This window comes from Nonomuraea turkmeniaca (genome assembly GCF_005889735.1).
Lineage (GTDB): Bacteria > Actinomycetota > Actinomycetes > Streptosporangiales > Streptosporangiaceae > Nonomuraea > Nonomuraea turkmeniaca.
Map to the genome: position 1 here is coordinate 41585 of NZ_VCKY01000020.1, position 24225 is coordinate 65809.

The 24225-nt window shown below is 71.1% G+C and carries 22 protein-coding genes; 13 read left to right on the forward strand and 9 right to left on the reverse strand.

The genetic code is table 11. The features are described 5' to 3' along the window. The first annotated feature begins 4 nt into the window (after window positions 1-4). From ETD86_RS08515 to ETD86_RS08525, 3 genes are all read left to right on the forward strand, one after another. Window positions 5-901, forward strand: a complete 897-nt coding sequence (locus ETD86_RS08515) for an alkaline phosphatase family protein (protein ID WP_211369912.1) — start codon at window positions 5-7, stop codon at window positions 899-901. 81 nt (window positions 902-982) lie between these two features. Next, a complete protein-coding gene (locus ETD86_RS08520) occupies window positions 983-3559 on the forward strand; it encodes a PEP/pyruvate-binding domain-containing protein (protein WP_138665553.1) in 2577 nt (858 codons plus the stop codon). A 4-nt stretch (window positions 3560-3563) separates the two neighbouring features. Beyond that, window positions 3564-4175 (forward strand): class I SAM-dependent methyltransferase, encoded by a 612-nt coding sequence (locus tag ETD86_RS08525; RefSeq protein ID WP_138665554.1) that lies wholly within the window; start codon window positions 3564-3566, stop codon window positions 4173-4175. A gap of 36 nt (window positions 4176-4211) precedes the next feature. Here the strand turns inward: ETD86_RS08525 and ETD86_RS08530 are convergent, their stop codons facing one another. The 5 genes from ETD86_RS08530 to ETD86_RS08550 all read right to left on the reverse strand — a co-directional run bounded on the left by ETD86_RS08530 (window position 4212) and on the right by ETD86_RS08550 (window position 9886). Beyond that, entirely contained in the window at window positions 4212-5081 is an 870-nt protein-coding gene (locus tag ETD86_RS08530; RefSeq protein WP_138665555.1) for a sugar phosphate isomerase/epimerase family protein, read from the reverse strand. Continuing rightward, on the reverse strand, window positions 5078-6241 hold the full coding sequence (locus ETD86_RS08535; protein ID WP_211369913.1) for a dihydrodipicolinate synthase family protein: 1164 nt from the start codon (window positions 6239-6241) through the stop codon (window positions 5078-5080). The genes ETD86_RS08530 and ETD86_RS08535 overlap by 4 nt, the downstream gene beginning before the upstream one ends. Beyond that, window positions 6241-7386, reverse strand: a complete 1146-nt coding sequence (locus ETD86_RS08540) for a Gfo/Idh/MocA family protein (RefSeq protein WP_138665557.1) — start codon at window positions 7384-7386, stop codon at window positions 6241-6243. Before ETD86_RS08540 ends, ETD86_RS08535 begins: the two co-directional genes overlap by 1 nt. Before the next feature lie 625 nt (window positions 7387-8011). Continuing rightward, on the reverse strand, window positions 8012-9244 hold the full coding sequence (locus ETD86_RS08545) for an HRDC domain-containing protein (protein ID WP_138665558.1): 1233 nt from the start codon (window positions 9242-9244) through the stop codon (window positions 8012-8014). A gap of 45 nt (window positions 9245-9289) precedes the next feature. Next, window positions 9290-9886 (reverse strand): DUF3000 domain-containing protein, encoded by a 597-nt coding sequence (locus ETD86_RS08550; RefSeq protein WP_138665559.1) that lies wholly within the window; start codon window positions 9884-9886, stop codon window positions 9290-9292. Window positions 9887-10498: 612 nt separating this feature from the next. Between ETD86_RS08550 and hemE the strand changes: the two genes are divergently transcribed. Beyond that, window positions 10499-11503 (forward strand): uroporphyrinogen decarboxylase, encoded by a 1005-nt coding sequence (gene hemE / locus ETD86_RS08560; protein WP_281286889.1) that lies wholly within the window; start codon window positions 10499-10501, stop codon window positions 11501-11503. A 76-nt stretch (window positions 11504-11579) separates the two neighbouring features. On the opposite strand, the gene ETD86_RS08565 is transcribed toward hemE, so the two are convergent. Then, the gene (locus tag ETD86_RS08565; protein ID WP_138665562.1) at window positions 11580-12536 is read right to left on the reverse strand and encodes a DUF4349 domain-containing protein; all 957 of its coding nucleotides are present in this window, start codon (window positions 12534-12536) and stop codon (window positions 11580-11582) included. Between the two features lie 269 nt (window positions 12537-12805). Here ETD86_RS08565 and hemG point away from each other — a divergent pair, with 269 nt between their 5' ends. The 3 genes from hemG (at window position 12806) to ETD86_RS08580 (ending at window position 15861) form a co-directional block, all read left to right on the forward strand. Continuing rightward, entirely contained in the window at window positions 12806-14209 is a 1404-nt protein-coding gene (gene hemG / locus ETD86_RS08570; protein WP_138665563.1) for a protoporphyrinogen oxidase, read from the forward strand. A gap of 5 nt (window positions 14210-14214) precedes the next feature. Then, a complete protein-coding gene (gene hemQ / locus ETD86_RS08575) occupies window positions 14215-14916 on the forward strand; it encodes a hydrogen peroxide-dependent heme synthase (RefSeq protein WP_138665564.1) in 702 nt (233 codons plus the stop codon). Between the two features lie 252 nt (window positions 14917-15168). Further along, the gene (locus ETD86_RS08580) at window positions 15169-15861 is read left to right on the forward strand and encodes a hypothetical protein (protein ID WP_138665565.1); all 693 of its coding nucleotides are present in this window, start codon (window positions 15169-15171) and stop codon (window positions 15859-15861) included. A 164-nt stretch (window positions 15862-16025) separates the two neighbouring features. Here ETD86_RS08580 and msrB read toward each other — a convergent pair whose 3' ends face one another. After that, entirely contained in the window at window positions 16026-16427 is a 402-nt protein-coding gene (gene msrB, locus ETD86_RS08585; RefSeq protein ID WP_138665566.1) for a peptide-methionine (R)-S-oxide reductase MsrB, read from the reverse strand. Window positions 16428-16806: 379 nt separating this feature from the next. Here msrB and ligD point away from each other — a divergent pair, with 379 nt between their 5' ends. Further along, window positions 16807-17808, forward strand: a complete 1002-nt coding sequence (ligD, locus tag ETD86_RS08590; RefSeq protein WP_138665567.1) for a non-homologous end-joining DNA ligase — start codon at window positions 16807-16809, stop codon at window positions 17806-17808. 164 nt (window positions 17809-17972) lie between these two features. Here the strand turns inward: ligD and ETD86_RS08595 are convergent, their stop codons facing one another. After that, entirely contained in the window at window positions 17973-18782 is an 810-nt protein-coding gene (locus ETD86_RS08595; protein WP_138665568.1) for an MBL fold metallo-hydrolase, read from the reverse strand. Window positions 18783-19150: 368 nt separating this feature from the next. On the opposite strand from ETD86_RS08595, the gene ETD86_RS08605 reads away from it, so the two are divergent. Together ETD86_RS08605 and ETD86_RS08610 are read left to right on the forward strand one after the other, a co-directional pair. Continuing rightward, window positions 19151-19696 (forward strand): hypothetical protein, encoded by a 546-nt coding sequence (locus ETD86_RS08605; RefSeq protein ID WP_138665570.1) that lies wholly within the window; start codon window positions 19151-19153, stop codon window positions 19694-19696. 6 nt (window positions 19697-19702) lie between these two features. Next, the gene (locus ETD86_RS08610; protein ID WP_138665571.1) at window positions 19703-20404 is read left to right on the forward strand and encodes a class F sortase; all 702 of its coding nucleotides are present in this window, start codon (window positions 19703-19705) and stop codon (window positions 20402-20404) included. Here ETD86_RS08610 and ETD86_RS08615 read toward each other — a convergent pair whose 3' ends face one another. Next, a complete protein-coding gene (locus ETD86_RS08615; protein WP_138665572.1) occupies window positions 20405-22483 on the reverse strand; it encodes an acyl-CoA dehydrogenase family protein in 2079 nt (692 codons plus the stop codon). Window positions 22484-22554: 71 nt separating this feature from the next. On the opposite strand from ETD86_RS08615, the gene ETD86_RS08620 reads away from it, so the two are divergent. From ETD86_RS08620 to ETD86_RS08630, 3 genes are all read left to right on the forward strand, one after another. Beyond that, window positions 22555-23085 carry a P-loop nucleotide/nucleoside kinase family protein gene (locus ETD86_RS08620; RefSeq protein ID WP_138665573.1) on the forward strand — a complete coding sequence of 177 codons (531 nt, stop codon included), beginning with the start codon at window positions 22555-22557 and terminating at the stop codon, window positions 23083-23085. A gap of 307 nt (window positions 23086-23392) precedes the next feature. Then, a complete protein-coding gene (locus tag ETD86_RS08625; protein WP_138665574.1) occupies window positions 23393-23761 on the forward strand; it encodes an RNHCP domain-containing protein in 369 nt (122 codons plus the stop codon). A 1-nt stretch (window position 23762) separates the two neighbouring features. After that, window positions 23763-24167, forward strand: a complete 405-nt coding sequence (locus ETD86_RS08630; protein ID WP_138665575.1) for an RNHCP domain-containing protein — start codon at window positions 23763-23765, stop codon at window positions 24165-24167. Window positions 24168-24225: the final 58 nt, after the last annotated feature.

Sequence of the window (24225 nt, forward strand, 5' to 3'; positions counted from 1 at the left end):
AGTCTTGGTCGTCGGGATGGACGGCCTGCGGTTCGACCTGCTCGCCGTGTCGGGCGCTCCCGTGCTGACCGCGTTGATGGCCGCCGGCGCGTACGGCACCAGCATGCTCCCGTACGGCGAGGCCGGCGCGCCCCGCACGGAGTCGCCCGGCGAGGTCGTGCCCAAGGCCCCGGAGCCGGGGAACGGTGGCCGGGTCATCAAGTCCCGCACCGACTCGGGGCCGGGCTGGTCGTCCATCGCGACCGGCGTCTGGCCCGACAAACACGGCATCGTGGACAACGGTTTCGCCGCCCCCCAGTTCCTGAAATTTCCGGACTTCTTGAGTCGTGCGAAGAATGCCCGGCCTGACCTCGTGACCTCGGCGTTCTTCTCCTGGGCGGCACTCGCCGAGCACGGCGCCTTCGGCCCCGCCATTGACCACCGGTTCGTGCTGGACGGCTACACAGTGGGCTGGGCCGAGGCCGACGAGCAGGTCACGGAGGCCGCCGAGCGCCATCTGGCACAGGACGACCCTGACGCCGTGTTCGTGTACCTGGGTGACACCGACGAGGTGGCCCACGACCTCGGCCCGCACTGCCCCGAGTACGCCGCCGCCCTCCAAACCCAGGACGCGCACCTGGGCCGGATGATCGAGACGATCCGGGCGCGGCCCGCGTACCCGAATGAGCGCTGGACCGTGCTGGTCACCACCGACCACGGGCACGTGGACGAGGGCGGCCACGGCGGAACGTCGGACGAGGAACGAACGGTCTTCGTGATCGCCGCCCGCCTCGGCGAGGACCTCCGCGGCCGCTCGCTGGGCGCGCCGCGCCTGGTCGACGTGGCCCCGACGGCGCTGACGGCGCTGGGCGTGCCGATCGAGCCGGACTGGGACCTCGACGGCACACCTCTGGAGCCGTGATACAGAGTTCATCACGTGTTGAATTCCTGCCGCGAAGGCGTCAGACTGTGTAACAGACGCTGAACGGCAGGAGTGCGCTCGATGAACACGGCACTGGACTTCTCCGAGATAGACGCCGGGATGCTGGCCGAGGTGGGCGGTAAGGCCGCCAACCTCGGCGAGTTGACCAGGGCCGGGCTACCCGTGCCGCACGGCTGGGTGCTCACCACCGAGGCCTACCGTCAGGTCGCCGCCGGGCTGGAGACCAGCGGCGAAGACCTGGCCGAGCGCGCCAGGCGCCACCTGCTCCAGGCCCCGGTGCCGGCCGCCGTCCACGAGGCGATCGTGAAGCACTACGCCGCGCTCGGCCCCGACGTCCCGGTGGCGGTGCGCTCCTCGGCCACGGCGGAGGACCTGCCGTTCGCCAGCTTCGCCGGGCAGCAGGACACGTACCTGAACGTCGTGGGCGCCGAGGCGGTGGTCGACGCCGTACGCCGCTGCTGGGCCTCGCTCTGGACGGACCGCGCCGTGGCCTACCGCGAGTCCAACGGCATCGACCACGCCGCCGTGCGCCTCGCGGTGGTCGTCCAGGTCATGGTGGACTCCCAGGTCGCCGGGGTGATGTTCACCGCGAACCCGGTCACGGGCCGGCGCCGTGAGGCCGTCATCGACGCCAGCCCCGGGCTGGGGGAGGCCGTCGTCTCCGGCGCCGTCAACCCCGACCGCTTCGTCGTGTACGGGGGTGACATCCTCGAACGCCACGCCGGCGACAAGCGGCTGGCCATCCGCTCCCTGCCCGGCGGCGGGACCGAGCGCGTGGAGACCGCCCACGACGGTCTCTGCCTGACCGACGCCCAGGTCCTCGCGCTGGCCGCGCTGGGTGCCCGGGTCGAGGACCACTACGGCGCGCCGCAGGACACCGAGTGGGCCATCGACGCGGACGGCACGCTCTGGCTCACCCAGGCCAGGCCGATCACCACGCTCTACCCGCTGCCCGAGACCACCAGGCCGGGCCTGCGGGTCTTCTTCTCGGTCAACGTCGCCCAAGGCGTCATGGGGCCGCTCACGCCGCTGGGCCTGTCGGCGTTCAAGCTGATCGGCGCAGGCGCGGCGAGCCTGCCTGGTTACGGCCCCGCCGACCCGCTCGACGGCCCGCCCTTCATGGCCGTCTCCGGGCAGCGCGTGTGGCTCGACATCACCACCGCCGTACGCAGCCGCCCCGGCCGCGCCATCCTCCCGCGTGCGCTGACGCTCGGCGAGGCCCGCACCGCGACCGTCATGGAGCGGCTCGTGGAGGACCCGCGGCTGTCGCTCGTGCACACCTCGCGCCGCCCCTTCGTGAGGGCCTTCGCCCGCTTCGCCCGGCGCGTCCACATCCCGTCGCGGGTGCTGATGGCGCTGACCAGGCCGGACCAAGCCCTCGCGTACGCCGCCCGGCTCGGCGACGAGCTCGACAGGCGACTCCAGGTCCCCGACACCGCCACCCCCGCGCAACGGCTGGACCACGCGGAGCGGATGCTCGCCGGCACATTCCCCACGATCATCTCGATCATGCCCATCGTGATCACCGGATACGGCCTGTTCGCTTTGGCGTCCAAGCTCTCCGGCGTGCCGATGGCCGAGATGCAGGACGTGCTCCGCAGCGTTCCGCACAACCCGACCACGGAGATGGACCTGGAGTTGTGGGATCTCGCCACTCGCATCGAGCCGGAGCCGTTCAAGGAGCTGCCGGTCGCCGAGCTGGTCCGCCGCTACCAGGAGGGCGGCCTGCCGCCTGTCGCGCAGCGCGAGATCGCCGCGTTCCTGGACAAGTACGGCCACCGCGGCGTCGCGGAGATCGACCTGGGCGTGCCCCGCTGGTCGGAAGAGCCCGCGCACATCCTCGGTGTCCTGGCCAACTACCTGCGCATGGACGGCGGCGCCGACCTCGCGCCCGCCGCCTTGTTCGCCAAGGGCGCCGTGCAGGCGCAGGCCGCGATCGTGCACGTGGCCGAGCAGGCCGGGCGCAGGGCCCGCTGGCGGGGCGCCGTGGCGCGGTTCGGGCTGCGGCGCACCAGGAAGTTCGCGGGCCTGCGCGAGCTGCCCAAGTTCTACCTGGTCAAGACGCTCGCCGCGGTCCGGCGCAGCCTGCTGGCGGTCGGTGAGCAGCTCGTTGGCCTGGGGGTGATCGACTCGGCCAAGGACGTGTTCTTCCTGGAGTGGCGTGAGGTCAGGGCCGCGCTGGGCGGAGGCGACCTGCGGGAGCTGGTGGCCGAGCGGCGGGCGGCGTACGAGCAGGAGTCGCGCCGCAGGCACGTCCCCCGGGTGCTGCTGACCGACGGCACCGAGCCTGAGGCGCTCGGGGCCGCCGCGGCCGTCACCGACGGCGCGCTGACCGGCACGGCCGCGTCGGCGGGCACCGTCACCGGCGTGGCCCGGGTGGTGCTCGACCCGATCGGCGCGCACCTGGAGCCGGGCGAGATCCTGGTCTGCCCGTCCACGGACCCCGGCTGGACGCCGCTGTTCCTGACGGCCGGCGGCCTCGTCATGGAGATGGGCGGCGCGATGTCACACGGCGCGGTGGTGGCCCGCGAGTACGGCATCCCGGCCGTCGTCGGCGTCCCCGACGCCACCCACCGCGTCACCACCGGCCAGGAGATCGAAGTGAACGGCGCGGCGGGCACCGTGACGCTATTGTGATCAAATGCCCGAGGCGTACTGGAATCACAACGTTCACTACCAGCAGCTCGTGCTGAAGCTCCTGCCCGAAGGGTGCGAGCACGCGCTCGACGTCGGGTGCGGCGACGGGCTGCTGGTGAGCAGGCTGGCCGCCCGTGTGCCCGCCGTGACCGGCGCGGACCGCTCCGCCGAGGCGATGGTGCTGGCCCGCAGGCGCTACGGCGACCTGGACAACGTCACGTTCGTGGAGACCGACTACCTCGACGACCCGAAAGGCCTGCTCGCCGAGGGCAAGTACGACTTCGTCAGCGCCGTCGCGGTCATCCACCACGCGGACTTCCACGACGCGGTGAACGGGCTGGTCCGGCTGCTGGCGCCGGGCGGGCGGCTGGTGGTCGTCGGACTCGGGAAGGACCGCACGCCCCTGGACTGGATCGTCCGGCTGACCGGACAGGCGGCCTCTCACGTGCTCAAGGTGTTCCACGGCGGCAAGCGCGGGCCCGGCGTGCCGGGCATGTCGCCCACGACCTCCTGGGGAGAGATCGCCCGCGAGGCGCGGCGGATGTTGCCCGGCTGCCGCTTCCGCCGCCTGCTACTCCGCCGCTACCTGCTGACCTGGGACAAACCTGGGCGCTGACCGGGTGGCGGCCCTTTCGAGCCGCCACCCCGAGCCTCACGGGTGGGGCAGCACCACGTCCTCGTAGCGGGCCTTCATCGTGGCCACGACCTCGTCTGGGTCGGCGGCCCAGATGTCAGCGTTGAAGATCTCCACCTCGACGTCGCCGGCGTACCCGGCGTCCAGGACCGCCTGCGTGATCGGCCTGAAGTCGATCACGCCGTCGCCCATCATGCCCCGGCCGAGCAGCACGTCCTCCGGCAGCGGGTGCAGGTAATCGCACACCTGGTAGGACGCGATCCGGCTCCCGGCTCGCGCGATGTCCTCGAACAACCTCGGGTCCCACCACACGTGGAACGTGTCGACGACCACGCCGACCTGCTCCTCCGGGTACGCCAAGGCCAGGTCGAGCGCCTGGCCCAGCGTGCACAGGACCGCCCGGTCCGGGCAGTAGATCGGGTGCAGCGGCTCCAAGGCCAGCTTGACGCCCCGCTCGCCGGCGTACGGCGCCAGCTCGGCCAGCGCCTCGGCCACCCGCTCCCGCGCCCCGGCCACATCCCGCGAGAAGCCCTTGCCCAGCGGCTCGCCGGGCTTGACCCCCGGCAGGCCGCCGACCACCAGCACCAGGCAGGCCGCGCCCAGCTCGGCCGCCTCGTCGATGGCCCGCCGGTTCTCCTCCAGGGCGTCGGCGAAGGCCTGACGCCCCTCCTCGCCGGGCAGCCCGCCCGCGGTGAGGAAGCCGCCGCGGCACAGCGACGACACCCGCAGGCCGGCGTCGCGCACCAGCTTGGCGCTCTGCGCGAGCCCCTGCTCGGCCACCTTCTCCCGCCACAGCCCGATCGCCTCCAGGCCGTGCCGTACGGAGCCGTCCACGGCCTCCGGCAGCGACCAGTGCCGGGTCGTCCACTGGTTCAGCGAGAGGGTCATAGCCCGTTCACCGCCAGCAGCGCCTTCATGCGGTGCACGGCCAGCTCCTGGTCGGCCAGCAGCCCCGCCTGGTCGGCCAGGCGGAACACCTCCGACAGGTGCAGCAGCGAGCGGGCCGACTGGGCGGCGTTCACCATGGCGAACGCGTCCTGGTGACCGTTCAGCCAGGCCAGGAAGACGATGCCGGTCTTGTAGTGGTACGTGGGCGTCTCGAAGATCTTCCGTGACAGCGGGACCGTCGGGTCCAGGATCTCGTCGTACGCGGCCAGCAGCCGCTCACGGCCGGCCTCGTCGCAGGCCGCCTCGGCGGCGTCCAGCACCTGGAGCGCGGCCGCGGCCGCCGGGGCGATCGCGTCGAAGATGCCGAGCAACGCGTGCGAGCCGGACTTGATCAGCGACGGGTAGTTGAAGTCGTCGCCCGTGTAGAGCTTGACGCCCTCGGGGAGCGCGGCACGCAGGCGCACCTCGTGCTCCTCGTCCAGCAGCGACACCTTCACGCCGTCCACCATCGAGGCGTGGGCGTGGATCAGCTCCAGGAACGACTCGGTCGCCGCGTCCACGTCACGCGAGCCCCAGTAGCCGGCCAGCTGCGGGTCGAACATCTCGCCCAGCCAGTGCAGGATCACCGGACGGTCGGCCAGGCCGAAGAGCTTGCCGTACACCTGGTGGTAGTCCTGCGGTCCCGCGGCCACCCTGGCGAGCTGGCGGGAGGCCATGATGATCACGCCGGCGCCGGCCGACTGGACGGTCTCCAGCTGCTCGGCGTACGCGGCGGTGATGGTGTGCAGATCGGCGGCGTCGGGCGCGTGGTCGGTGCCCGCGCCGCAGGCCACCAGCGTCGCCGGGTCACCGAACGAGCGGGCCTCCGCGGCGCTGCGCCGGATGAGCTCCCTGGTCGCCGCCCAGTCCAGGCCCATGTTGCGCTGCGCGGTGTCCATCGCGTCGGCGACGCGCAGGCCGTGCGACCACAGATGGCGGCGGAAGCGCAGGGTGGCGTCCCAGTCCACGGCCGCGGGGGAGCCGGGCGTGTTGTCGCCGAGCGGGTCGGCCACCACGTGGGCGGCCGCGTACACGATGCGGCTCGTCGCCGGCGTCGCCGACACCGGCCAGACCGTCGGCTCGGCGAGCGTGTACGCGCCGGAGCCTGGCAGGTCGATCATCACAGCTGCGGCACCTCGATCCTGCGGCCCTCGGTGTTCGAACGCAGGCCCAGCTCGGCGAGCTGCACGCCGCGCGCGCCCGAGGCGAAGTCGTTCGGGAACGGGGCGTCCTCCACCACGTGCTTCACGAACGCCTCCCACTGGATCTTGAACCCGTTGTCGAACTCGGCGTTGTCCGGCATCTCCTGCCAGCCGTCGCGGAAGCGCGCCGTGACCGGCAGGTCCGGGTTCCAGACCGGCTTGGGCGTGGCCGAGCGGTGCTGCACGCGGCAGTTGCGCAGGCCCGCCACGGCGCTGCCGTGCGTGCCGTCCACCTGGAACTCGACCAGCTCGTCCCGGTTCACGCGGACGGTCCAGGAGGAGTTGATCTGAGCGACGATGCCGCCTTCGAGCTCGAAAATGCCGTACGCGGCGTCGTCCGCGGTGGCCTGGTAGGTGTTGCCCTGCTCGTCCACACGCGCCGGGATGTGCGTCACGGCGCGGGCGTAGACCGACTCGATCCGGCCGAACAGGTTCTCCATCACGTAGTGCCAGTGCGGGAACATGTCGAGCACGATGCCGCCGCCGTCCTCGGCCCGGTAGTTCCACGAGGGGCGCTGCGCCTCCTGCCAGTCGCCCTCGAACACCCAGTAGCCGAACTCGCCGCGCACCGACAGGATGCGGCCGAAGAAGCCGCCGTCGATCAGCCTCTTCAGCTTGAGCAGGCCGGGCAGGAACAGCTTGTCCTGGACCACGCCGTTCTTGACGCCCTTGGCGGTGGCGGCCTCGGCCAGCGCGACCGCCTCCTGGGTGGACTCGGCGGTCGGCTTCTCGGCGTAGATGTGCTTGCCGGCCTCGATGGCCTTCAGCACGGCCTTCACCCGGGCGCTGGTGACCTGGGCGTCGAAGTAGATCACATTGTCGTCGTCGGCGAGGGCCGCGTCGAGGTCAGTGGTGAAATCCGAAAGTCCGTGCTTCGATGCGATATCTGCCAATTTGTCGGCGTTTCTGCCGACCAGCACCGGCTTGAGCTTCACCCGGCTGCCGTCCGAGAGCGTCACACCGCCCTGCTCGTTGATCGCCAGGACGGACCGGACCAAATGCTGGCGGTAGCCCATCCGTCCGGTGACGCCGTTCATGACGACGCCGATGGTGCGCACGCTCATTGAGGATCCCTTCAGGTCAAACAGGTGCGGAAAGCGCTTTCCCGAACCGTACGGCCGTCCCGCCGGGGGCGTCAAGTAGGCCTTGGTCACAGCGTACGGAGCGGACCGCTTCCCAAGCATCGTGCCCCGCCGCACGGCGCCCTTCCAGCCGCCGGTCGACTCGCGGGCGACCTGCTTCTTCTTGCCCTTCTTCGCCATCCGCCCGATCAGGTACGCGACACGTGCGGGCTGCGCGTCCTGCGCGACGCGCAGCCCGCTGCGCTGGGCCTGGCCCCCGCCGCCGGGCGCGTACGGTTCCAGCAGAAGTCCTTCGGCGCGCCGGCCCCATGCCGCGCGAGGCCCACTGGCCCCACGGAGCCGGTCGACGTGTGCTCGCGTAACGGCGGGTGACTTGTGAAGGGTCAGAGGCCGTTTCCTGGAGGGCCCTGCTCATGGTCGCGCTCGCACGGGGCTCCGCTGGTCACGCAAGCTACCGCTCTCCGCCCCAGGCTCGCCGCGCCCTGCTCATGGTCGCGCTCGCACGGGGCTCCGCTGGTCACGCAAGCTACCGCTCTCCGCCCCAGGCTCGCCGCTCCGGCAGCCGGAGTGCGGTGGGTGGCCGACCACGGCAACGCGTAACAGATGGTCATGAAAGGGGCTCGCCGCGGACCTCCAGGCGGGACAGGGCCTTGGCAAGGGGGTGGGCCGTGAGGGACAGCTGCCATTCGCGGGCGCCCAGTTCGCGCAGCCGCGCGGTGACCGTCTCGTCCGTGATCTCGTCCGGCGGCTCCCACGTCAGCCGCCGCACCGCGTCCGGCTGCAGCAGGTTCTCCGTCGGCATGTGGTGCTCGTCGGCCAGGGCGGCCACCACGGCGCGCGCCGCCGCCAGGCGTTTGGCGGCGGCCGGGTCGCGGTCGGCCCAGCGGTTGGGCGGCGGCGGACCGTCGCCGGGTGTGCTGGGCTGGGGGAGCTGGTTGTCGGGCAGGTTGCGGGCCCGGTTCACGGCGGCGAGCCAGTCGGTCATGTGGCGGCGCGCGCTGCGCCCGGTGAAAGCCGAAATTTCCGTCAAAGCCTTCTTGGTGCGCGGCCCTTCGAGCGCGGCCGTGATGATCGCCGCATCGGGCAGCACCCGGCCGGGCGCGAGGTCGGCCTCGCGGGCGAGCCGATCACGCATGGTCCACAACTCGCGCACGATGGCCAGCGCCCGCACGTTGCGTACCTTGTGAATGCCCGACGTACGCCGCCACGGGTCGGAGCGGGGCATCGGCGGCGGGGTGTCGAGCACGGCGGCGAACTCCTCGCGCGCCCACTCCAGCTTCCCGCTCTCCGTCAGCTCCCCGTGGAGCGCGTCCCGCAGCTCGACCAGCACCTCCACGTCGAGCGCCGCGTACCGCAGCCAATCCTCGGGCAGCGGCCTGGTCGACCAGTCGGCGGCCGAGTGGCCCTTCTCCAGCCGCAGCCCGAGCACGGTCTCGACCATGGTGCCGAGTCCCACTCGTTCGTAGCCGAGCAGCCGTCCCGCCAGCTCGGTGTCGAACATCTCGCGCGGCCGGAACCCCACCTCCAGCAGGCAGGGCAGGTCCTGCGAGGCGGCGTGCAGCACGATCTCGGCGTCGGCCACGGCCGCGTCGAGCGCGGCCAGGTCGGGGCAGCCGATCGGGTCGATCAACGCGGTCCCGGCACCGGCCCGGCGCAGCTGCACGAGGTAGGCGCGGTTGCCGTAGCGGTAGCCCGAGGCACGCTCGGCGTCGACCGCCACCGGGCCGCTGCCCGAGGCGAACCGCTCCACGACCATGGCGAGGCCGGCCGCGTCCGCGATCACCGGCGGGATGCCCTCGCGCGGTTCGAGCAGGGGCTCGACGGTACGTTCTTCTGTCATGAGTTCACCGACCTCATGACGCGGGTGCTGTATTGACTGGTGCCCTCACTTCGTTCGGTCACTCTCCGGATCGTCACGTCGGCGGGGCAGCGCGGCCACGTCCGGCGGGAGCGGCGGGATCCCCGCCGCCAGGCACATGAGGTCGCACCAGGCGGCGACATGGCCGGAGAGATCCTCCTGGGCGGGCGACCAGGACGCCCGCAGCTCGAGCTCGGTCGTGACCGGGTCTTCGGCTTTGTTGCCGAACCCCTCTGACACAGCTCTTGTCACGGTACCGCCAGCGGCGGAGTAGTCGGCTTGATGCGCGTCGAGCGCCTCGGTCAGCCAGCTCCACGCGACGGGCCCGAGCAGCGGGTCGGAGGTGATCTCCGGCTCCATGTCGGCCCGCACGTAGGCCACCAGCCGGAACGGGCCTTCCCAGCCGCGCTGCCCGTCGGGGTCGTACAGCAGGATCAGCCTGCCCACCGCGAGCTCGTCGTCATCGCGGTAGACCGACGCGCCGATCGCGGCCGAGTAGGGGGCCAGCCGCTGGGGCGCGGGCAGGTCCTCCAGCTCGATCTCCGGCCTGACCTCGGACAGCCGCAGGCTCTCCGCCGCGCGCGTGAACGCCGCGGGAGGCGGTGGCTGGTCACCGAGTGTCATAGCCGAAGCGTAGGTCGAAGTCGGACGAAAGGGGACCACGGGGGTGCTCATCCTTGGTGATCAAGCCGCTGCCGTAACGAGCCGGCGAACCGTTCTGATGGACTCGGCCGAGCCGAGCATGATCGCGTGGCCGCACTCGACGCAGGCCCAGTCCGGGCACTCTCCCGGTTCGTGTCCGTCGAAGCACGGCGGCTGCTCGAACAGTCGCTCACCAGCGCAGGAAACGCAGCGCTCACTGCGGCGCTCTGGGGAACTCCACAACGCGGTCATCGCACCGGAGCCTTTCTTCGGGTCGTGGCTCCGACGTTGGCACGAGCCGCTGACAATTCCCCGCAACGCGCTCGGCGTGTCCCGAAAGTGGTCGCTGAATCGGTGCCGCGCGGTGGGTTGGCGAACATTTGACCCAGTCGAGACCGGCTCTCTGGTACGCCATGGGCCGTGTTCGACGCCTGTGCGATGCCGAGGCCGAGCAGACCGGTAAACCTTCATCCTGCTATCTGATCATGAATTGGGGCGTCCAATGCATATTTTTCCGACAGCTCGCTCACCGATGCGGGGACCGGCCCCCGCACATGGCACCCTTGTGGGGTGAATCTCGCCGACTCAGCGTTCCTGCGTGCCTGCCGCCGCCAGCCCGTTCCGCACACCCCGGTCTGGTACATGCGCCAGGCCGGCCGGTCGCTGCCGGAATACCTGAAAGTGCGCGAGGGCGTGCCGATGCTCACCGCCTGCGCGACGCCGGACCTCATCGTCGAGATCACCATGCAGCCGGTCCGCCGGTACGCCGTGGACGCGGCCATCTACTTCAGCGACATCGTGGTGCCGCTCAAGGCCATCGGCGTCGACCTCGACATCAAGCCGGGCGTCGGGCCCGTGGTCGCCGACCCGATCCGCGACGCCAAGGGGCTCGAGGCGCTGCGCCCGCTGGAGCCCGACGACGAGCCGTTCGTCACCGAGTCCATCCGGGCGCTGACCGGCGAGCTGGGCGGCACGCCGCTGATCGGGTTCGCCGGGGCGCCGTTCACGCTCGGCTCCTACCTGATCGAGGGCGGCCCGTCCAAGAACCACGACCGGACCAAGGCCATGATGTACGGCGCCCCGGAGTTGTGGCACGAGCTGATGGAGCGGCTGTCCGGGATCGTGCTGGAGCACCTGCGCATCCAGATCGCGGCGGGCGCCTCGGCCGTGCAGCTCTTCGACTCCTGGGTGGGGGCGGTGGCGCCGGACGACTACCGGGAGTTCATCCTGCCGCACACCCGGCGGATCTTCGAGGGCGTCGAGGGCGTCCCGCGCATCCACTTCGGCGTGGGCACCGGCGAGCTGCTCGGCGTGCTCGGGGAGGCCGGCGCCGACGTGGTGGGGGTCGACTGGCGGGTGCCGCTGGACGAGGCCGCCCGCCGGGTCGGGCCAGGCAAGGCGCTGCAGGGCAACCTGGACCCCGCCATTCTTCTGGCGCCCTGGGAGGTCGTCGAGCGCAAGGCCCGCGAAGTGCTGCGGCGGGGGCGGGCGGCCGAAGGGCACGTGTTCAACCTGGGGCACGGTGTGCTCCCCTCGACCGACCCCGACCAGCTCAAGCGCCTCACCGACCTGGTCCACGAGTTCACCCCCGACTCCTGACGCCTGGCCTCGGCCAGGCGGGTCCCCGGGTCCGGGTTGGGTCAGGCGGTTTCCGGGTCCGGGTCGCCGGGTTGGGTCAGGCGGTTTCCGGGCCCGGGTCGCCGGGGCGCGGGCCCGGCGGGGGCGTCGGGATCCGCGGGCGGCGGGCCCGGTCGCGGCGGACCAAGTAGACCAGCAGCGCCACCAGAGGCAGCGCGGCGATCGTCCACGGCAGCAACGCTCCCAGCACCGTGAGCACCACCTTCGTGAACGACACCAGCCCGTTCCACCCTGACTTGAGTCCTCCGAGGAACCCGGCAGGCTCCTCCTCCGGCTCCTCCACGACCGCGACCGGCCCGAACAGCTGAAGCGTCAGCGTGGCCATGGACACCTGGGCGGCCAGCTCCTTCTGCTGCGCCTGCAGCGACTCGAGGTCGGCCTCCCGGGTGGAGATCTCCCGCTCGACCTGCAGCACCTGCCCGATCGTGTCGGCCCGCTTCAGCAGCGAACGCAGCGACTCCAGCGCCTGCTCGGCCGACTTCAGCCGGCTGTTGACGTCGGCTATCCGCAACGTGACGTCCTGGGTGGTCTGGTTCATGGAGAGCTGTATGCCCAGGTCCTTGCCAAGCCGCTCCAGCACCCCGCCGTACCCGTTCGGCGGGATCTTGAACTCCAGCGTCGCCGAGTCCCGGGAGTCGTTGGCCGAGCTGCTCTCCTCCTTGGACAGGTACCCGCCGGCCGTGGTCACGATCTGCTTGGCCTGCGCGACGGCCGTGGCGACCTTCTTGACCCGCACGGACATGCTGCCGGTGTAGATGACCTGCCGATTCTGCTGGGTCACCTTGACGTTGGAGACGATGCCGTCTCCGCCGGTCTGCTGGGGCTTGGCCTGCTCCTGGACGGCCTGGTCCCGAACGGCGGTCTCGGGCTCGCTCAACGACGCGGGTGCAGGTGCCGCACCCGATTGCTCGGTCGCGAACCCGCCCCCGCAGCCCGTCAGGAGCAGGACGCCGCAGGCGGCCGATAACGCGATGCCGTACCGGATTCTTCTCATGCCTTTAAGACGGCGTGCGGATCACCCCGGTTTGAGAGCGGCAATCACGGTACGGTCACTGTCCGGCGCCTTGCTTATGGCCTCACTCCGTTCGGCGGGCTCGGTCGCCCTATGCCGTCGCCTTCCCCCGCTCTGGTCGCTCCGCTCCCGCCGCTCCTCCAGACGACGGCGCTCCCTCGCCGGGCGACGGCGCTCCCTCGCCGGGCGAGGGCATTCCCCCCGCGCCCCGAGGGGTTGGCCGAGCCGATGAGGCGGTAGCGTCAGGAGACGTGGAAGGGAATCGGGCGCACGTGGTCGTCGTCGGCGGAGGGATCTCCGGTCTCGCCGCCGCGTGGTACATCCGCCAGGGCGCCGGCGAGCGAGTCAAGGTGACCGTGCTCGAGGCGGGCCCGCGCATCGGGGGCAAGCTGCACGTCTCCGAGGTCGCCGGGGTGAGCGTCGACGCGGGCGCGGAGGCCATGCTGGCCCGGCGGCCCGAGGGCACCGAGCTGGCCAGGGCGGTCGGGCTCGGCGACGACCTGATGTTCCCCGGCACCACACAGTCGGCCATCTACACCAGGGGCGCGCTGCGACCGATGCCGAAAGGGCAGGTCATGGGCGTGCCCGCGGACCTGACCGAGCTGGCCAAGTCGGGCATCATCTCGCCCGGCGGGCTGCTGCGCGTGCCGCTCGACCAGATCCTGCCGCCCACGCTGGTGCGCACCGACGTGTCCGTGGCCGCCTACATCCGCGCCAGGATGGGCGGCGAGGTCGTGGACCGGCTGGTCGAGCCGCTGCTCGGCGGCGTCTACGCGGGCCGTTCCGACATGTTGTCGCTGGAGGCCACGATGCCGCGGGTGGCGGCCGTGGCCCGGTCCGAGCGTTCGCTGCTGACGGCGGCCAGACACCTCGTCGGGGAGACGCCCAAGGACGCCGGGCCGGTCTTCACGTCGCTGCGGAGCGGCGTCGGCGCGCTCCCGGAGGCGGTCGCCAAGGCGTCGGGGGCCGATGTCAGGACGGGCGTCACCGTACGGGAGCTGCACAGGACCGAGCAGGGCTGGCGGCTGGTGACCGGACCGGTGCCCAGGCCCGAGACCCTCGAGGCCGACGCGGTGATCGTCGCCACGCCGGGCCCCGCCGCCGCCCGGCTGCTCAAGGCGCAGGCGCCCAAGGCGGCGGGTGAGCTGGCCAGGATCGAGTACGCCAGCATGGCCATCGTCACGCTCGCGTATCCGCTGGACGCCTTCCCCGAGCCGCCCGTCAACAGCGGCTATCTGGTGCCGCCCGTCGAGGGGCGTCCGGTCAAGGCGGTCACGTTCAGCTCGGTGAAATGGCCCCACCTGGCCGGTGACCTGGTGATCCTGCGCTGCTCGATCGGCAGGGTCGGCGAGGAGCACCTGCTGCAGCGCGAAGACGTCGAGCTGGTGTCGCTGGCCATGGCCGAGATGGCCGACGTCATGGGCACGCGCGGGCTGCCGGTCGACAGCCGGGTGACACGCTGGGGAGGCGGGCTGCCGCAGTACAACGTGGGCCACCTGGACCGGGTGGCGCGCGTGCGCGCGGCGGTCGCGATGCAGCCGGGGCTGGCCGTCTGCGGCGCCGCCTACGACGGCATCGGCATCCCGGCCTGCGTCGGCACCGCCCGTACGGCCGCCGCCCGGATTCTGGACCACCTGTCTCTGCGAGCAGAATAGGTGACATGACAGAGGCAGCCCCGCGGCTCAAGGCCCGCGATCTCAACCAGGTGATCCGTTACACGATGTGGTCGGTCTTCCAGGTGACCGAGCCGTGTCCCGTCGACCGCGACGGCCTGGCGGGCGAGGTCGAAGAGTTGCTGGAGCAGGCCGCCGGCAAGGACGTCGTGACCAGGGGGGTCTACGACGTGGCCGGGTTGCGGGCCGACGCCGACTACATGTTCTGGTGGCACGCATCGACGCCCGAGGACCTGCAGGACGTCTACTCCAGGTTCCGCCGCACCACGCTCGGGCGGCACAGCAGGCCCGTGTGGTCGGCGATGGCGTTGCACCGGCCGGCCGAGTTCAACAAGTCGCACATCCCGGCGTTCCTCGCGGAGGAGGAGCCGCGGGCGTATGTGAGCGTCTATCCGTTCGTCCGCTCGTACGAGTGGTATCTGCTGGAGGACTCCGAGCGGCGGGCCATGCTGGCCGAGCACGGCAGGATGGCGCGCGACTATCCCGACGTGCGGGCCAACACCGTGGCCTGCTTCTCGCTCAACGACTACGAGTGGATGCTGGCGTTCGAGGCCGACGAGCTGCACCGGATCGTGGACCTGATGCGTACGCTGCGGGGCGCGCAGGCCCGCCGGCACACCCGTGTCGAGATCCCGTTCTACACCGGCGCCCGCAAGCCGGTCCGCGAGCTGGTGGCCGCCCTGCCCTGACCCGCGTACCGCCCTGAGTTAGACCCAAGTTGGCGATCTAACTGACGTGATCTATCCCCTTTGTCACAATCAGGGAAATCCCTTGTTCGTGGGATGTGACGTGCGGGTGGCACGTTCCACGAGGGCAAGGAGGGCGGGGTGGAGACATCCGGTGAGCCGGGCCGCAGACGGAGCCCGGCCGGTCGGCACGCGGCGGGTCGCTCACGGCACGGGCGGCGGCGTCGCCGTGCCGGGCGGTGGGGGCGAACGCTGGTGCTGGGGGCACTGGCGCTGGCCGGCGGGGTGGCCGGGCTGCTGGGCGTCAACGGGACCTTCAGCGGCGCGCCGGCGGCCTCCAGGTCGACGGCGCAGCCCGGGGCGTCCGGGCCGCAGGTCCGCGCGGAGGAGGAACGCTCCACGGCGGTGCCCGGCCGGGCGGGGGCGGCGAGCCCCAGGGCGAGCACGCAGGCCAAGGCACACGAGGTCCAGCAGGCCGCGCCCAAGGAGACCAAGAAGCCCGTGCCGGAGCAGACCGCCGCTCCCGACACGGTCGAGGGCTCGGCGCCGGAGCAGGAGACACCTGAGGAGGCCGTGCTGCTGGTGCCGGGGATGGACGACACCGACGGTTACCGCGCCGACGGGCCCTCGGCGCACACGGACCGGCAGGCGGCCGAGTATTTCCGTACGCGCTGGGGCTCGGAGGACAAGGCGCTGAAACGCATCAAAGACATCCGTACCATTGGCGGATATTTGCGGATTTATACCGATTTACCGGCGACGGCGCACAACTCCGGCCACGCCATAACGTTGTGCAAGCGCGGCCTCGCCTACCTGAAGGCCGCCAGGGTGGCCAGGCCGGTGGTGTTCGTGCAGGCCAGGTTCGGGGAGAACGGCAACCCGGTGCTCGCCAACATCCTCGGCCCCTGGGACAAGAGCTGCAGTGTCACCCATCCGGCGCCGGACTGAACGGCTCAGCGCACGCGTACCCGCGTCTTCGTGCACGTCTCGCACCGCTGGGTCACGACGCGACCGATGGTCTCGATCGTCACCCAGCGGTGACGCAGATGGATGAAGCGCACGCAGAGAGTTTTACCCGAACTAGAAGGTTGGTACGCGGAGTCGCGAGTCGATCACGCCTTGGGTTCGAGCCGCAGCGACACCGAGTTGATGCAGTAGCGATCATCGGTCGGAGTCGGATACCCCTCGCCGTGGAAGACGTGTCCCAGATGCGAGTCGCACCGGGCGCACCGCACCTCGGTCCGGGTCATGCCGTGACTATGATCTTCGATCAGGGTCACCGTGTCGGAGTCGGAAGGCGCGTAGAAGCTCGGCCACCCGCAGTGGGACTCGAACTTCGTGTCGGACCGGAACAACTCGGCCCCGCAGGCGCGGCACGAGTAGACGCCCTCGGTCTTGGTGTCGACGTATTCCCCCGTGAACGGGCGCTCGGTCCCGGCCTCCCTGAGGACGTGGAACTCCTCAGGGGCAAGCTGGGTCCGCCACTCGGCCTCGCTCTTGACGACCTTTTCCATACGCTAAGAGTACGAGATGCGGCAAAAAGAGATCTCCACTGGGTGAAGCATCCATTCTGGGCAGAATTCGCGTCTTTGTAGGCAAGGGGGTGTCATCGCCTCCTGCCAAGGGGTGAGATCGTCCGCAGATCCCGCCGAGCGGCACAGCCCACGCCCGTGCTGGAGCCGCTGGGGATCGTCACGGCCGGCCGGGTGGCGCGCCAGCGCCCGGAACGGCGACGGACGATCTGTTGGCCCGCCCCGTCGAGCCCTCGGTCCCGCCACCGAGGCGGCTCCGGGGCGGGCCCGCCCTGTCATGCTGATGGCCTCACTCTGTGAGGCGGGCTCGGTCGCCAGCCGACGGCACTCCCTCGCCCAGCGAAAGGAGTAGGTTCGTGACATGGCATCGCCGTTCATAGAGCTCGAGGTTGGCGAGCGGACCGTCAAGGTCACCAACCCCGACAAGGTGTACTTTCCGGAGATCGGCGCCACGAAGCGCGAACTGGTCGAGTACTACGTGAGCGTCGGCGAGGGCGTGCTGCGGGCGCTCAAGGACCGGCCGACCAACCTCAAGCGGCACCCCGACGGCGTGCAGACCGAGGCGATCTATCAGAAGCGCATGCCGCCCAAGCACCCCGACTGGCTCCAGTCGGTCACGGTCACGTTCCCGAGCGGCCGCACGGCGCAGTCGCTCCGGGTCACCGAGGTGGCCGCCATCGCCTACGGCGCCAACCTCGGCACCATCGACTTCCACCCCTGGCAGGTGCGGGCGTCCGACGTCGAGCACCCCGACGAGCTCCGTATCGACCTGGACCCCCAGCCCGGCCTCGACTTCGACGCCGCGCGCAAGGCCGCCTTCCTCACCAGGGACGTGCTGGAGGAGCTCGGCATGACCGGGTTCGTGAAGACGTCGGGCAACCGGGGCGCGCACATCGCCGTGCGCATCGAGCCCCGCTGGGACTTCATCCAGGTCCGGCACGCCGGCATCGCCCTGGCCAGGGCCGTCGAGGAGCGGGACTCGAGCCTGGTGACCACGGCGTGGTGGAAGGAGGAGCGCGGGGAGCGGGTCTTCATCGACTTCAACCAGAACGCCCGCGACCGCACGGTGGTCAGCGCCTACTCCGTCAGGGCCCAGCCGCACGCGCCCGTGTCGACTCCGCTGACCTGGGACGAGCTGGCCGACGCCGACCCGCGCGACTTCGACCTCCGCACGGTGCCCGCCCGCTTCGCCGAGGTGGGTGACGTGCACGCGGCCATCGACGACCGGGCCTACTCGATCGAGCCCCTGCTGGAGATGTACGCCAAGGACGAGCGCGGCGACATGCCGTACCCGCCGAACTACCCGAAGATGCCGGGGGAGCCGATGCGCGTCCAGCCGAGCCGCGCCAGAAACGCCGACTGAGAGACGTCGCCCCTCCGGACGGGCGGAGGTATCGACGCGGGGCTGACCCGCAGCCGCTCGATCAGATCGGCGACGGTCAGGATGCCGGCATCGCTACCCTCGCCGACCGGATCACCATCATCCGGGACGGGAAGGTCGTTGAGCAGGCCTGCACCGCCGCGACCTCAATGGCGGATGAGCCGGTGCGGGGCGAGCTCCCGGGTCTCACCCCGTTTCAGGTAGACCACCCGGTCGGCCAGCCCGACCTGCTCGATCTGCCGCCGGAAGTCGTCCAGCGACGAGCTGAAGACCGTGTAGTCGTCGTAGTGCACCGGCACGACCGTCTTGGGATTGATCACGTCCACCCATGAGGCGCCCTGCTCGCCGTCCATCGTGACCACCAGTGTCCCGAGCTTGGTGCCGCCCAGGTGAACGAGGGCCAGGTCGATCTCGGGGAAGCGGCGCGGGATCGCGTCCAGGCGGCGGTCGAGCAGGGTGTCGCCGCTGATGTGCAGGCGCAGCTCGACGCGCTCGTCCCGGTTGCAGAACTCCAGCATCGTGCCGATCACCGGCGGTAGCAGGGCCTCGGCCGCGCCGGGCGCGTGCCTGGCGGGCAGAGCGGTGATCACGACGGTGCCGCCGGGGCCGCGTAGTTTGTGCTGCTGCCATTCCTCCAGGCCCACGCTGCTGCGGAAGCCCCACCAGCGCAGCTTACGAGCTGCCGTAGTGGTGGTGATGATCGGCGTGTCCCTGTCGAGGCCCCGGCGGGCGACCCGGTCCCAGTGGTCGCCGTGCAGATGGGACAGCACCACCGCGTCCAGGGGCGGCAGGTCCTCGATCTCCAAGGCGGGGTCGGTCAGGCGGCGCGAGCTGAGGCCGTACCCCAGGTACGCCCGCTGACCCCGATGCAGGAAGTTCGGATCCGTCAGCAGTGTGAAGCCGTTGTAGCGGATCAGCGTGGTGGCGTTTCCGATGAACTGCAGGCTGCCCTTCACCTTCGGCCTCACTCCGGATAGGGCGACCGCTGGCCGGGAGGCACGCCTCCGCCCTTGCCGCCGCCTTTGCCGCCTTTGTCGGTCCCGTGCGGGCGGATGGACCGCCCTTTGGTGCCGCTCTTCGTCTCGGGTATGGCGTGGGCGGATGTGGAGTCGGTGGCCGCCTTGCCTGATCTGCGAAGTTCGGGCTGTTGTGGTTGACTCATGGCTTTTGTCCCCCTAAGGGGGTACTTCTGCCACGTCAGCGGCCGACCAAACACTCCGTATCTGCCTGTTTCACTTCGGTCACATTACTTGACTCCCGGTCCAATAGTTCGCAAGGCTCTCTGGTGCATCGGGGGCGACAACCGACGAATTCGGGAGCCTTCATGGCAAGAGCACGACGTCTCGCGGCCGCCGGAGCGGTCACAGCATTCGTGGTGGCAGGGGTGAGCCTGGCGGCGGGAATCGGCACCGCCTCGGCCTCCGCCCAGACCGGCCAACAGGTGCCGGGCGTGGGCTCCACCTGCCTCCTACCGCTGCCGATCCTCTGCGACGAATCCTCACCGGGCAGCACCTGGTCGAGCCCGCCCACACCGGAGGATTCCTGGTCGAGCGCACCTGCACCGGAGGAGGAGCCCTGGCCGTCCCATCCGGGGCCCGAGGTGAACGAGGATCCGTGGCGACCGGCGGGCGAGCGCCAGCACAAGGTGCCGAAGGGGCACCCGGAGACCGGTGCGGGCGGGCTCGCGGAGGACGGCCCGGTGTGGCCGTTCGCGCTGGGCGGTGCCGCGCTGCTGACCGGCGCCGGGCTGGCCGGGTTCGCGGTACGACGCCGCCCCCGAGGGAGTGCCGTCGTCTGGGGGAGCGGCGGAAGCGTAGCGACCAGAGCGGGGGAAGGCGGCGGCGAGCCGCCGAACGGAGTGAGGCCATGAACCGGGATGTCGCTTAGAGTGGCCGAGCGGCCGCCCGCGCGTGGGGACGTGGCGGATGCGTCGCGCTCTGGCGGGCATCGGCTGATTCTGGCCCTGGCGGGTGTCATCACCCTGGGCGGGGTGTTACTGATCTGGTTCGGGCTGAGCGGCATCGTGGGCGGCGAGCACGAGGCGGCGCCGGTCGCGACCGCGGGACCGGTCACCGGTGTGCCGCTCTCCAAGATGGCCAAGCCCATGGCCGCCGCCCGACCCACCGCCGTCTACATTCCGTCCATCGGCATCGCCGCGCCACTGACGGAGCTGGGCCTGGACGCGCTCGGCGCCATCCAGAACCCGCCGCTCGACGCGCCGAACCTGGCCGGCTGGTACCGCTACGGCCCCGTCCCCGGCCAGCGCGGCGCCGCCGTGATCACCGGGCACCTCGACACCAGGAGCGGCCCCGCCGTCTTCGCCCGCCTCAAGGAGGTCAAGCGCGGCGACCAGGTGCAGGTGCTGCGCGCCGACCGCTCGGTGGCCGTCTTCGTCGTCGACAAGGTCGAGCACACGCCGAAGTCCCGTTTCCCCGCCAAGAAGGTCTACGGCAAGCTCCGCTATCCGGGGCTGCGGCTGGTGACCTGCGGCGGGGCGTTCGACCGGCAGGCGCACAGCTACCGGGACAACACGATCGTGTACGCGCACCTGGCGGCCCCGTACTATCCCAAGAACTGATCACGGGTCCCGCGGCAGGCCCAGCACCCGTTCGGCGATGATGTTGAGCTGTACCTCCGTCGTCCCGCCGCCGATCGTGAACGCGCGGGTGGTGAGGATCATGCGGTTCCAGTACGCGTCCGCCGGGTCCAGCGACCAGCAGAACTCCGAGATCGCCTGCGCGTGCCGCATGCCGAGCAGCTTGCGGACGCTGGAGGCGGCGCCGGTCTCCGCGCCGGACAACTTCGAGAGCGTCACCCGCAGGCCGAGCGCCGAGATGGCCTGACCCTCCGCCCACAGGCGTCCCGCCTGCTCGCGCTGCGCCTGCCGGAGCGGGGGCAGGCGGGCGATCAGCTTGACCATGTCGGTGTGCTGAGAGCCGGGGCCCCAGGAGTCGCCGAGCGCGACGCGCTCGTGGGACAGCGTGTCGCGGGCCACCCGCCAGCCCTCGTTCACCGCGCCGACGACCAGGTCGTCCGGTACGAAGACGTCGTCCAGGAAGACCTCGTTGAAGATCTCGTCGCCGTTGATCTCCTTGAGGGGCCTGACGGTGACCCCGGGAGAGGACATGTCCACCAGGAAGTACGAGATGCCGTCGTGCTTCGGCCGCTCGGGAGCGGTGCGGGCGAGGCAGATGCCCCAGTGGGCGTACTGCGCGAGCGACGTCCAGATCTTCTGGCCGCTCAGCGACCAGCCGCCCTCCACCTTCGTGGCCTTCGTCGACAGCCCGGCCAGGTCGGAGCCGGATCCGGGCTCGCTGAACAGCTGGCACCAGATGATCTCGCCGGTGAGCGTGCCAGGCAGAAAACGTTCCTGCTGCTCGCGGGTGCCGTACCGGACGATGGACGGGACCGCCCAGGCCGCGATGCCCAGGTTCGGGCGTTTGAGGTCGCGGAACTCCTGGTGGATGATCACCTGCTCGAGCGGGGAGGCGGCCCTGCCCCACGGCCTGGGCAGGTACGGCATGATCCAGCCCTCGCGCGCGAACCGGGCCCGCCTGGCCGCCGGCTCCTCCGCCCGCAATGACTGCGCCTCCGTCCTGATCGTGTCCCGGACGGCGGCGGCCTCCTCCGGCAGGTCCGGCTCCATCACCCGCCGCGTGCCCTGGATCGCCAGCCCGGCTGCCTCCTCGGCCCAGGGGCCTGGGTCGCCGGCCAGCATGCGGTCGGACAGGGCGCGGCGGTAGTAGCGGTGGGCGTCGTGCTCGAAGGTGTAGCCGATGCCGCCGAGCACCTGGATCGTGTCCGCCGCGCACCGCACCGCCGCATCGGGCCCGAGCACCGCCGCCACGCCGACCGCCAACCGCGTTTCGTCCGAGAGATCGATGCCTGCCGCGTCGATGGCCCTGGCGGCGTCCCAGACGGCGGCGCGGGCCTGCTCCAACGCCACGAGCGCGGCCGCCACCCGGTGTTTGACGCCCTGGAACTGCCCGATGGGCCGGCCGAACTGCTCCCGTACCTTCGCGTAGTCGGCCGCCGTCGCCACGGCCCACGCCGCGACGCCGCACGCGTCGGCGCCGAGCACGATCGCGGCGATCTCCCGTACCGGCGCGTGGGCCAGCACCCGGTCGGCGGGGACCCGCCCGCGCGGCGTCACGGAGCAGAGGAACCGGTCGAGATCGACGCCTTCGGCGGGCTCGGCAGCGACGTCGTCACGACCCAGCACCGCCCACGCGCCACCGCCTGCCGGCAAGAGGAAGAGGTCGGCGTCGCACGCCCCCAGGGCGAGCACCCCGGCACCGCCTGCCGGGCCGCCTGTGGCACCGGCAACCAGGGCGTCGGCGGGGAGAGCGACGGCCGCGGTCATCGAGCCGTCGGCGAGCGCGTTGACCAGATCCCCGTACCGGCCGCCGCCTGAGCGGGCGAGAACCGCCGAGGTCAGAACCGTCGGCAGGTAAGGGCCGGCCACGCGCCGCTCGCCCAGCACCTCGAGCGCGACGCACGACTCCAGCAGCCCGTACCCCTGCCCGCCGCGTTCCTCCGGCAGATGCAGCCCCAGCAGCCCCTGCCCGGCAAGGGCCGCGTGATCGGCGGTCCGCTCCACCAGTCCTCGAACGGACGCGGCCAGCGCCAGGTGTTCCTCGGTCAGCCCGATGCCCATGAGTCCGAATCTAGAAGCTTATTCGGTCGGTCTCCAGTGCACCTCGCCCGGGCCGGGACAGTATGGACCGCATGCTCATCGTCATCGGCGGCCTGCCCGCGACGGGAAAGACCACACTCGCCCGCCTCCTCGCCAAGCACATGGGCGCAGTGCACCTGCGCATCGACACCATCGAGCAGGCGATCGTCCGGTCCGGCCTGGCCCGCCGGCTCCTCGGGCACGCCGGTTACGCCGTGGGGTACGCCTTGGCCGAGGACCACCTTCGCGGCGGGCTCACCGTGATCGCGGAATCCGTGAACCCGCTGGCGATCACGCGTGACGCCTGGCGAGACGTGGGAACCAAGGCGGACGTACCGACCGCAGAGGTGGAAGTGATCTGCTCGGACCCGATCGAGCACCGGCACCGTGCGACCTCCCGGTCGATCGACATCCCCGACCTCCACCCGCCCGACTGGCAGCAGATCATCGACCGCGAATACGAGCCGTGGGACCGGGACCGCATCGTCATCGACACGGCCGCGCAGGCCCCGGAGGAGTCGCTCAATGTTCTCCTGCGGGCGCTGGACGGTCTTCCCGGAAGCGCCGTCCAGGCCGGTCACTAGCGCCGGGGCGGGCTCGCCGGCGGAAAACCATTGGCGGCGCGCGACCCGGCGCCACTACCCTCGCACGTGGCCGAGTCGAATGGGCGGGTCACGCCGCCCCGGAGGGAGTGGGTTTATGACTGGCACCGCGCCACGTGCGCCTCGACGTGCTGCCGGCGAATCCCGCCTCTGAGTCCACCCACACCTGACATCGACTGACCGAGGCCGGACCGCCTGCGGCACCGGCGTGCCGCGCCCATCGCGTGGCTCGCCTGGCGCACTTCCTTGCTGTCTTCATCCCATTCGTTTCTGGCAAGGAGCACCTGCGTTGGCTGCCAACGGCAAACCACGTTCCATCGTCAACACCGAGACCTTCCCGTGCGTACGATGCGGCCTGACCGTGACGGCGACCGCGCCTGACGGCTCGCGCCGCAACCACTGCCCGAGCTGCCTGCACTCGCAGCACGTCCTCGACCGCGTGGAGGGCGGCCCGTCCGAGTGCCGGTCGCGGATGATCCCGATCTCGATCGCGGTCCTCCGTACCGGAGACTGGATGATCATCCATCGCTGCACCCGTTGCGGTGAGCTGACGTCCAACCCCATCTGCGGGGACGACAACCAGCTCATCCTCATGCGCATGGCGGTACGCCCGCTCGCGCAGCCGCCGTTCCCGCTCGAGGCGTTCGGCGACCTGTGACATGCCCAGGAAGAACCCGGCCAGGGAAAGGCCGCAACGGCGCAAGACCACGCATCATCACGGGGAGCCGGCCGACGCGTTCCGCTGCGTCGGCTGCCGCCTGGACGTACCGATGATCGCGCCGGGCACCGCGCACCGCAACCACTGCCCGCACTGCCTGACCAGCCTGCACGTCGACCACCGCATCCCGGGGGACCGGCGGGCGGGCTGCCGGGGCCGGATGGCGGCGCTGAGCGTCACCGTCCGGCCGGACGGGGAGTGGCTGATCATCCATCACTGCCAGTCGTGCGGCGAGCTGAGCGCCAACCGCATCGCGGGCGACGACAACGCGCTGGCGCTGCTCCGCATCGCCATGCGCCCATTGTCCGACTCCCGCCTACCGGTCAACGCCCTGCTCGCCCTCTGACAGACTCACCGGGGCCGTGCGGTGGTACGGCCCCGGTGAGCCACCTGGCGCGCGGATT

Coding starts and splice junctions, on each gene's coding strand:
- ETD86_RS08520 (WP_138665553.1), top strand. CDS start 983: ATGAACACGGCACTGGACTTCTCCGAGATAGACGCCGGGATGCTGGCC.
- ETD86_RS08525 (WP_138665554.1), top strand. CDS start 3,564: ATGCCCGAGGCGTACTGGAATCACAACGTTCACTACCAGCAGCTCGTG.
- ETD86_RS08530 (WP_138665555.1), bottom strand. CDS start 5,081: ATGACCCTCTCGCTGAACCAGTGGACGACCCGGCACTGGTCGCTGCCG.
- ETD86_RS08535 (WP_211369913.1), bottom strand. CDS start 6,241: ATGATCGACCTGCCAGGCTCCGGCGCGTACACGCTCGCCGAGCCGACG.
- ETD86_RS08540 (WP_138665557.1), bottom strand. CDS start 7,386: ATGAGCGTGCGCACCATCGGCGTCGTCATGAACGGCGTCACCGGACGG.
- ETD86_RS08545 (WP_138665558.1), bottom strand. CDS start 9,244: ATGACAGAAGAACGTACCGTCGAGCCCCTGCTCGAACCGCGCGAGGGC.
- ETD86_RS08550 (WP_138665559.1), bottom strand. CDS start 9,886: ATGACACTCGGTGACCAGCCACCGCCTCCCGCGGCGTTCACGCGCGCG.
- ETD86_RS08565 (WP_138665562.1), bottom strand. CDS start 12,536: ATGAGAAGAATCCGGTACGGCATCGCGTTATCGGCCGCCTGCGGCGTC.
- hemQ (WP_138665564.1), top strand. CDS start 14,215: ATGACAGAGGCAGCCCCGCGGCTCAAGGCCCGCGATCTCAACCAGGTG.
- msrB (WP_138665566.1), bottom strand. CDS start 16,427: ATGGAAAAGGTCGTCAAGAGCGAGGCCGAGTGGCGGACCCAGCTTGCC.
- ligD (WP_138665567.1), top strand. CDS start 16,807: ATGGCATCGCCGTTCATAGAGCTCGAGGTTGGCGAGCGGACCGTCAAG.
- ETD86_RS08605 (WP_138665570.1), top strand. CDS start 19,151: ATGGCAAGAGCACGACGTCTCGCGGCCGCCGGAGCGGTCACAGCATTC.
- ETD86_RS08610 (WP_138665571.1), top strand. CDS start 19,703: ATGTCGCTTAGAGTGGCCGAGCGGCCGCCCGCGCGTGGGGACGTGGCG.
- ETD86_RS08615 (WP_138665572.1), bottom strand. CDS start 22,483: ATGGGCATCGGGCTGACCGAGGAACACCTGGCGCTGGCCGCGTCCGTT.
- ETD86_RS08620 (WP_138665573.1), top strand. CDS start 22,555: ATGCTCATCGTCATCGGCGGCCTGCCCGCGACGGGAAAGACCACACTC.
- ETD86_RS08630 (WP_138665575.1), top strand. CDS start 23,763: ATGCCCAGGAAGAACCCGGCCAGGGAAAGGCCGCAACGGCGCAAGACC.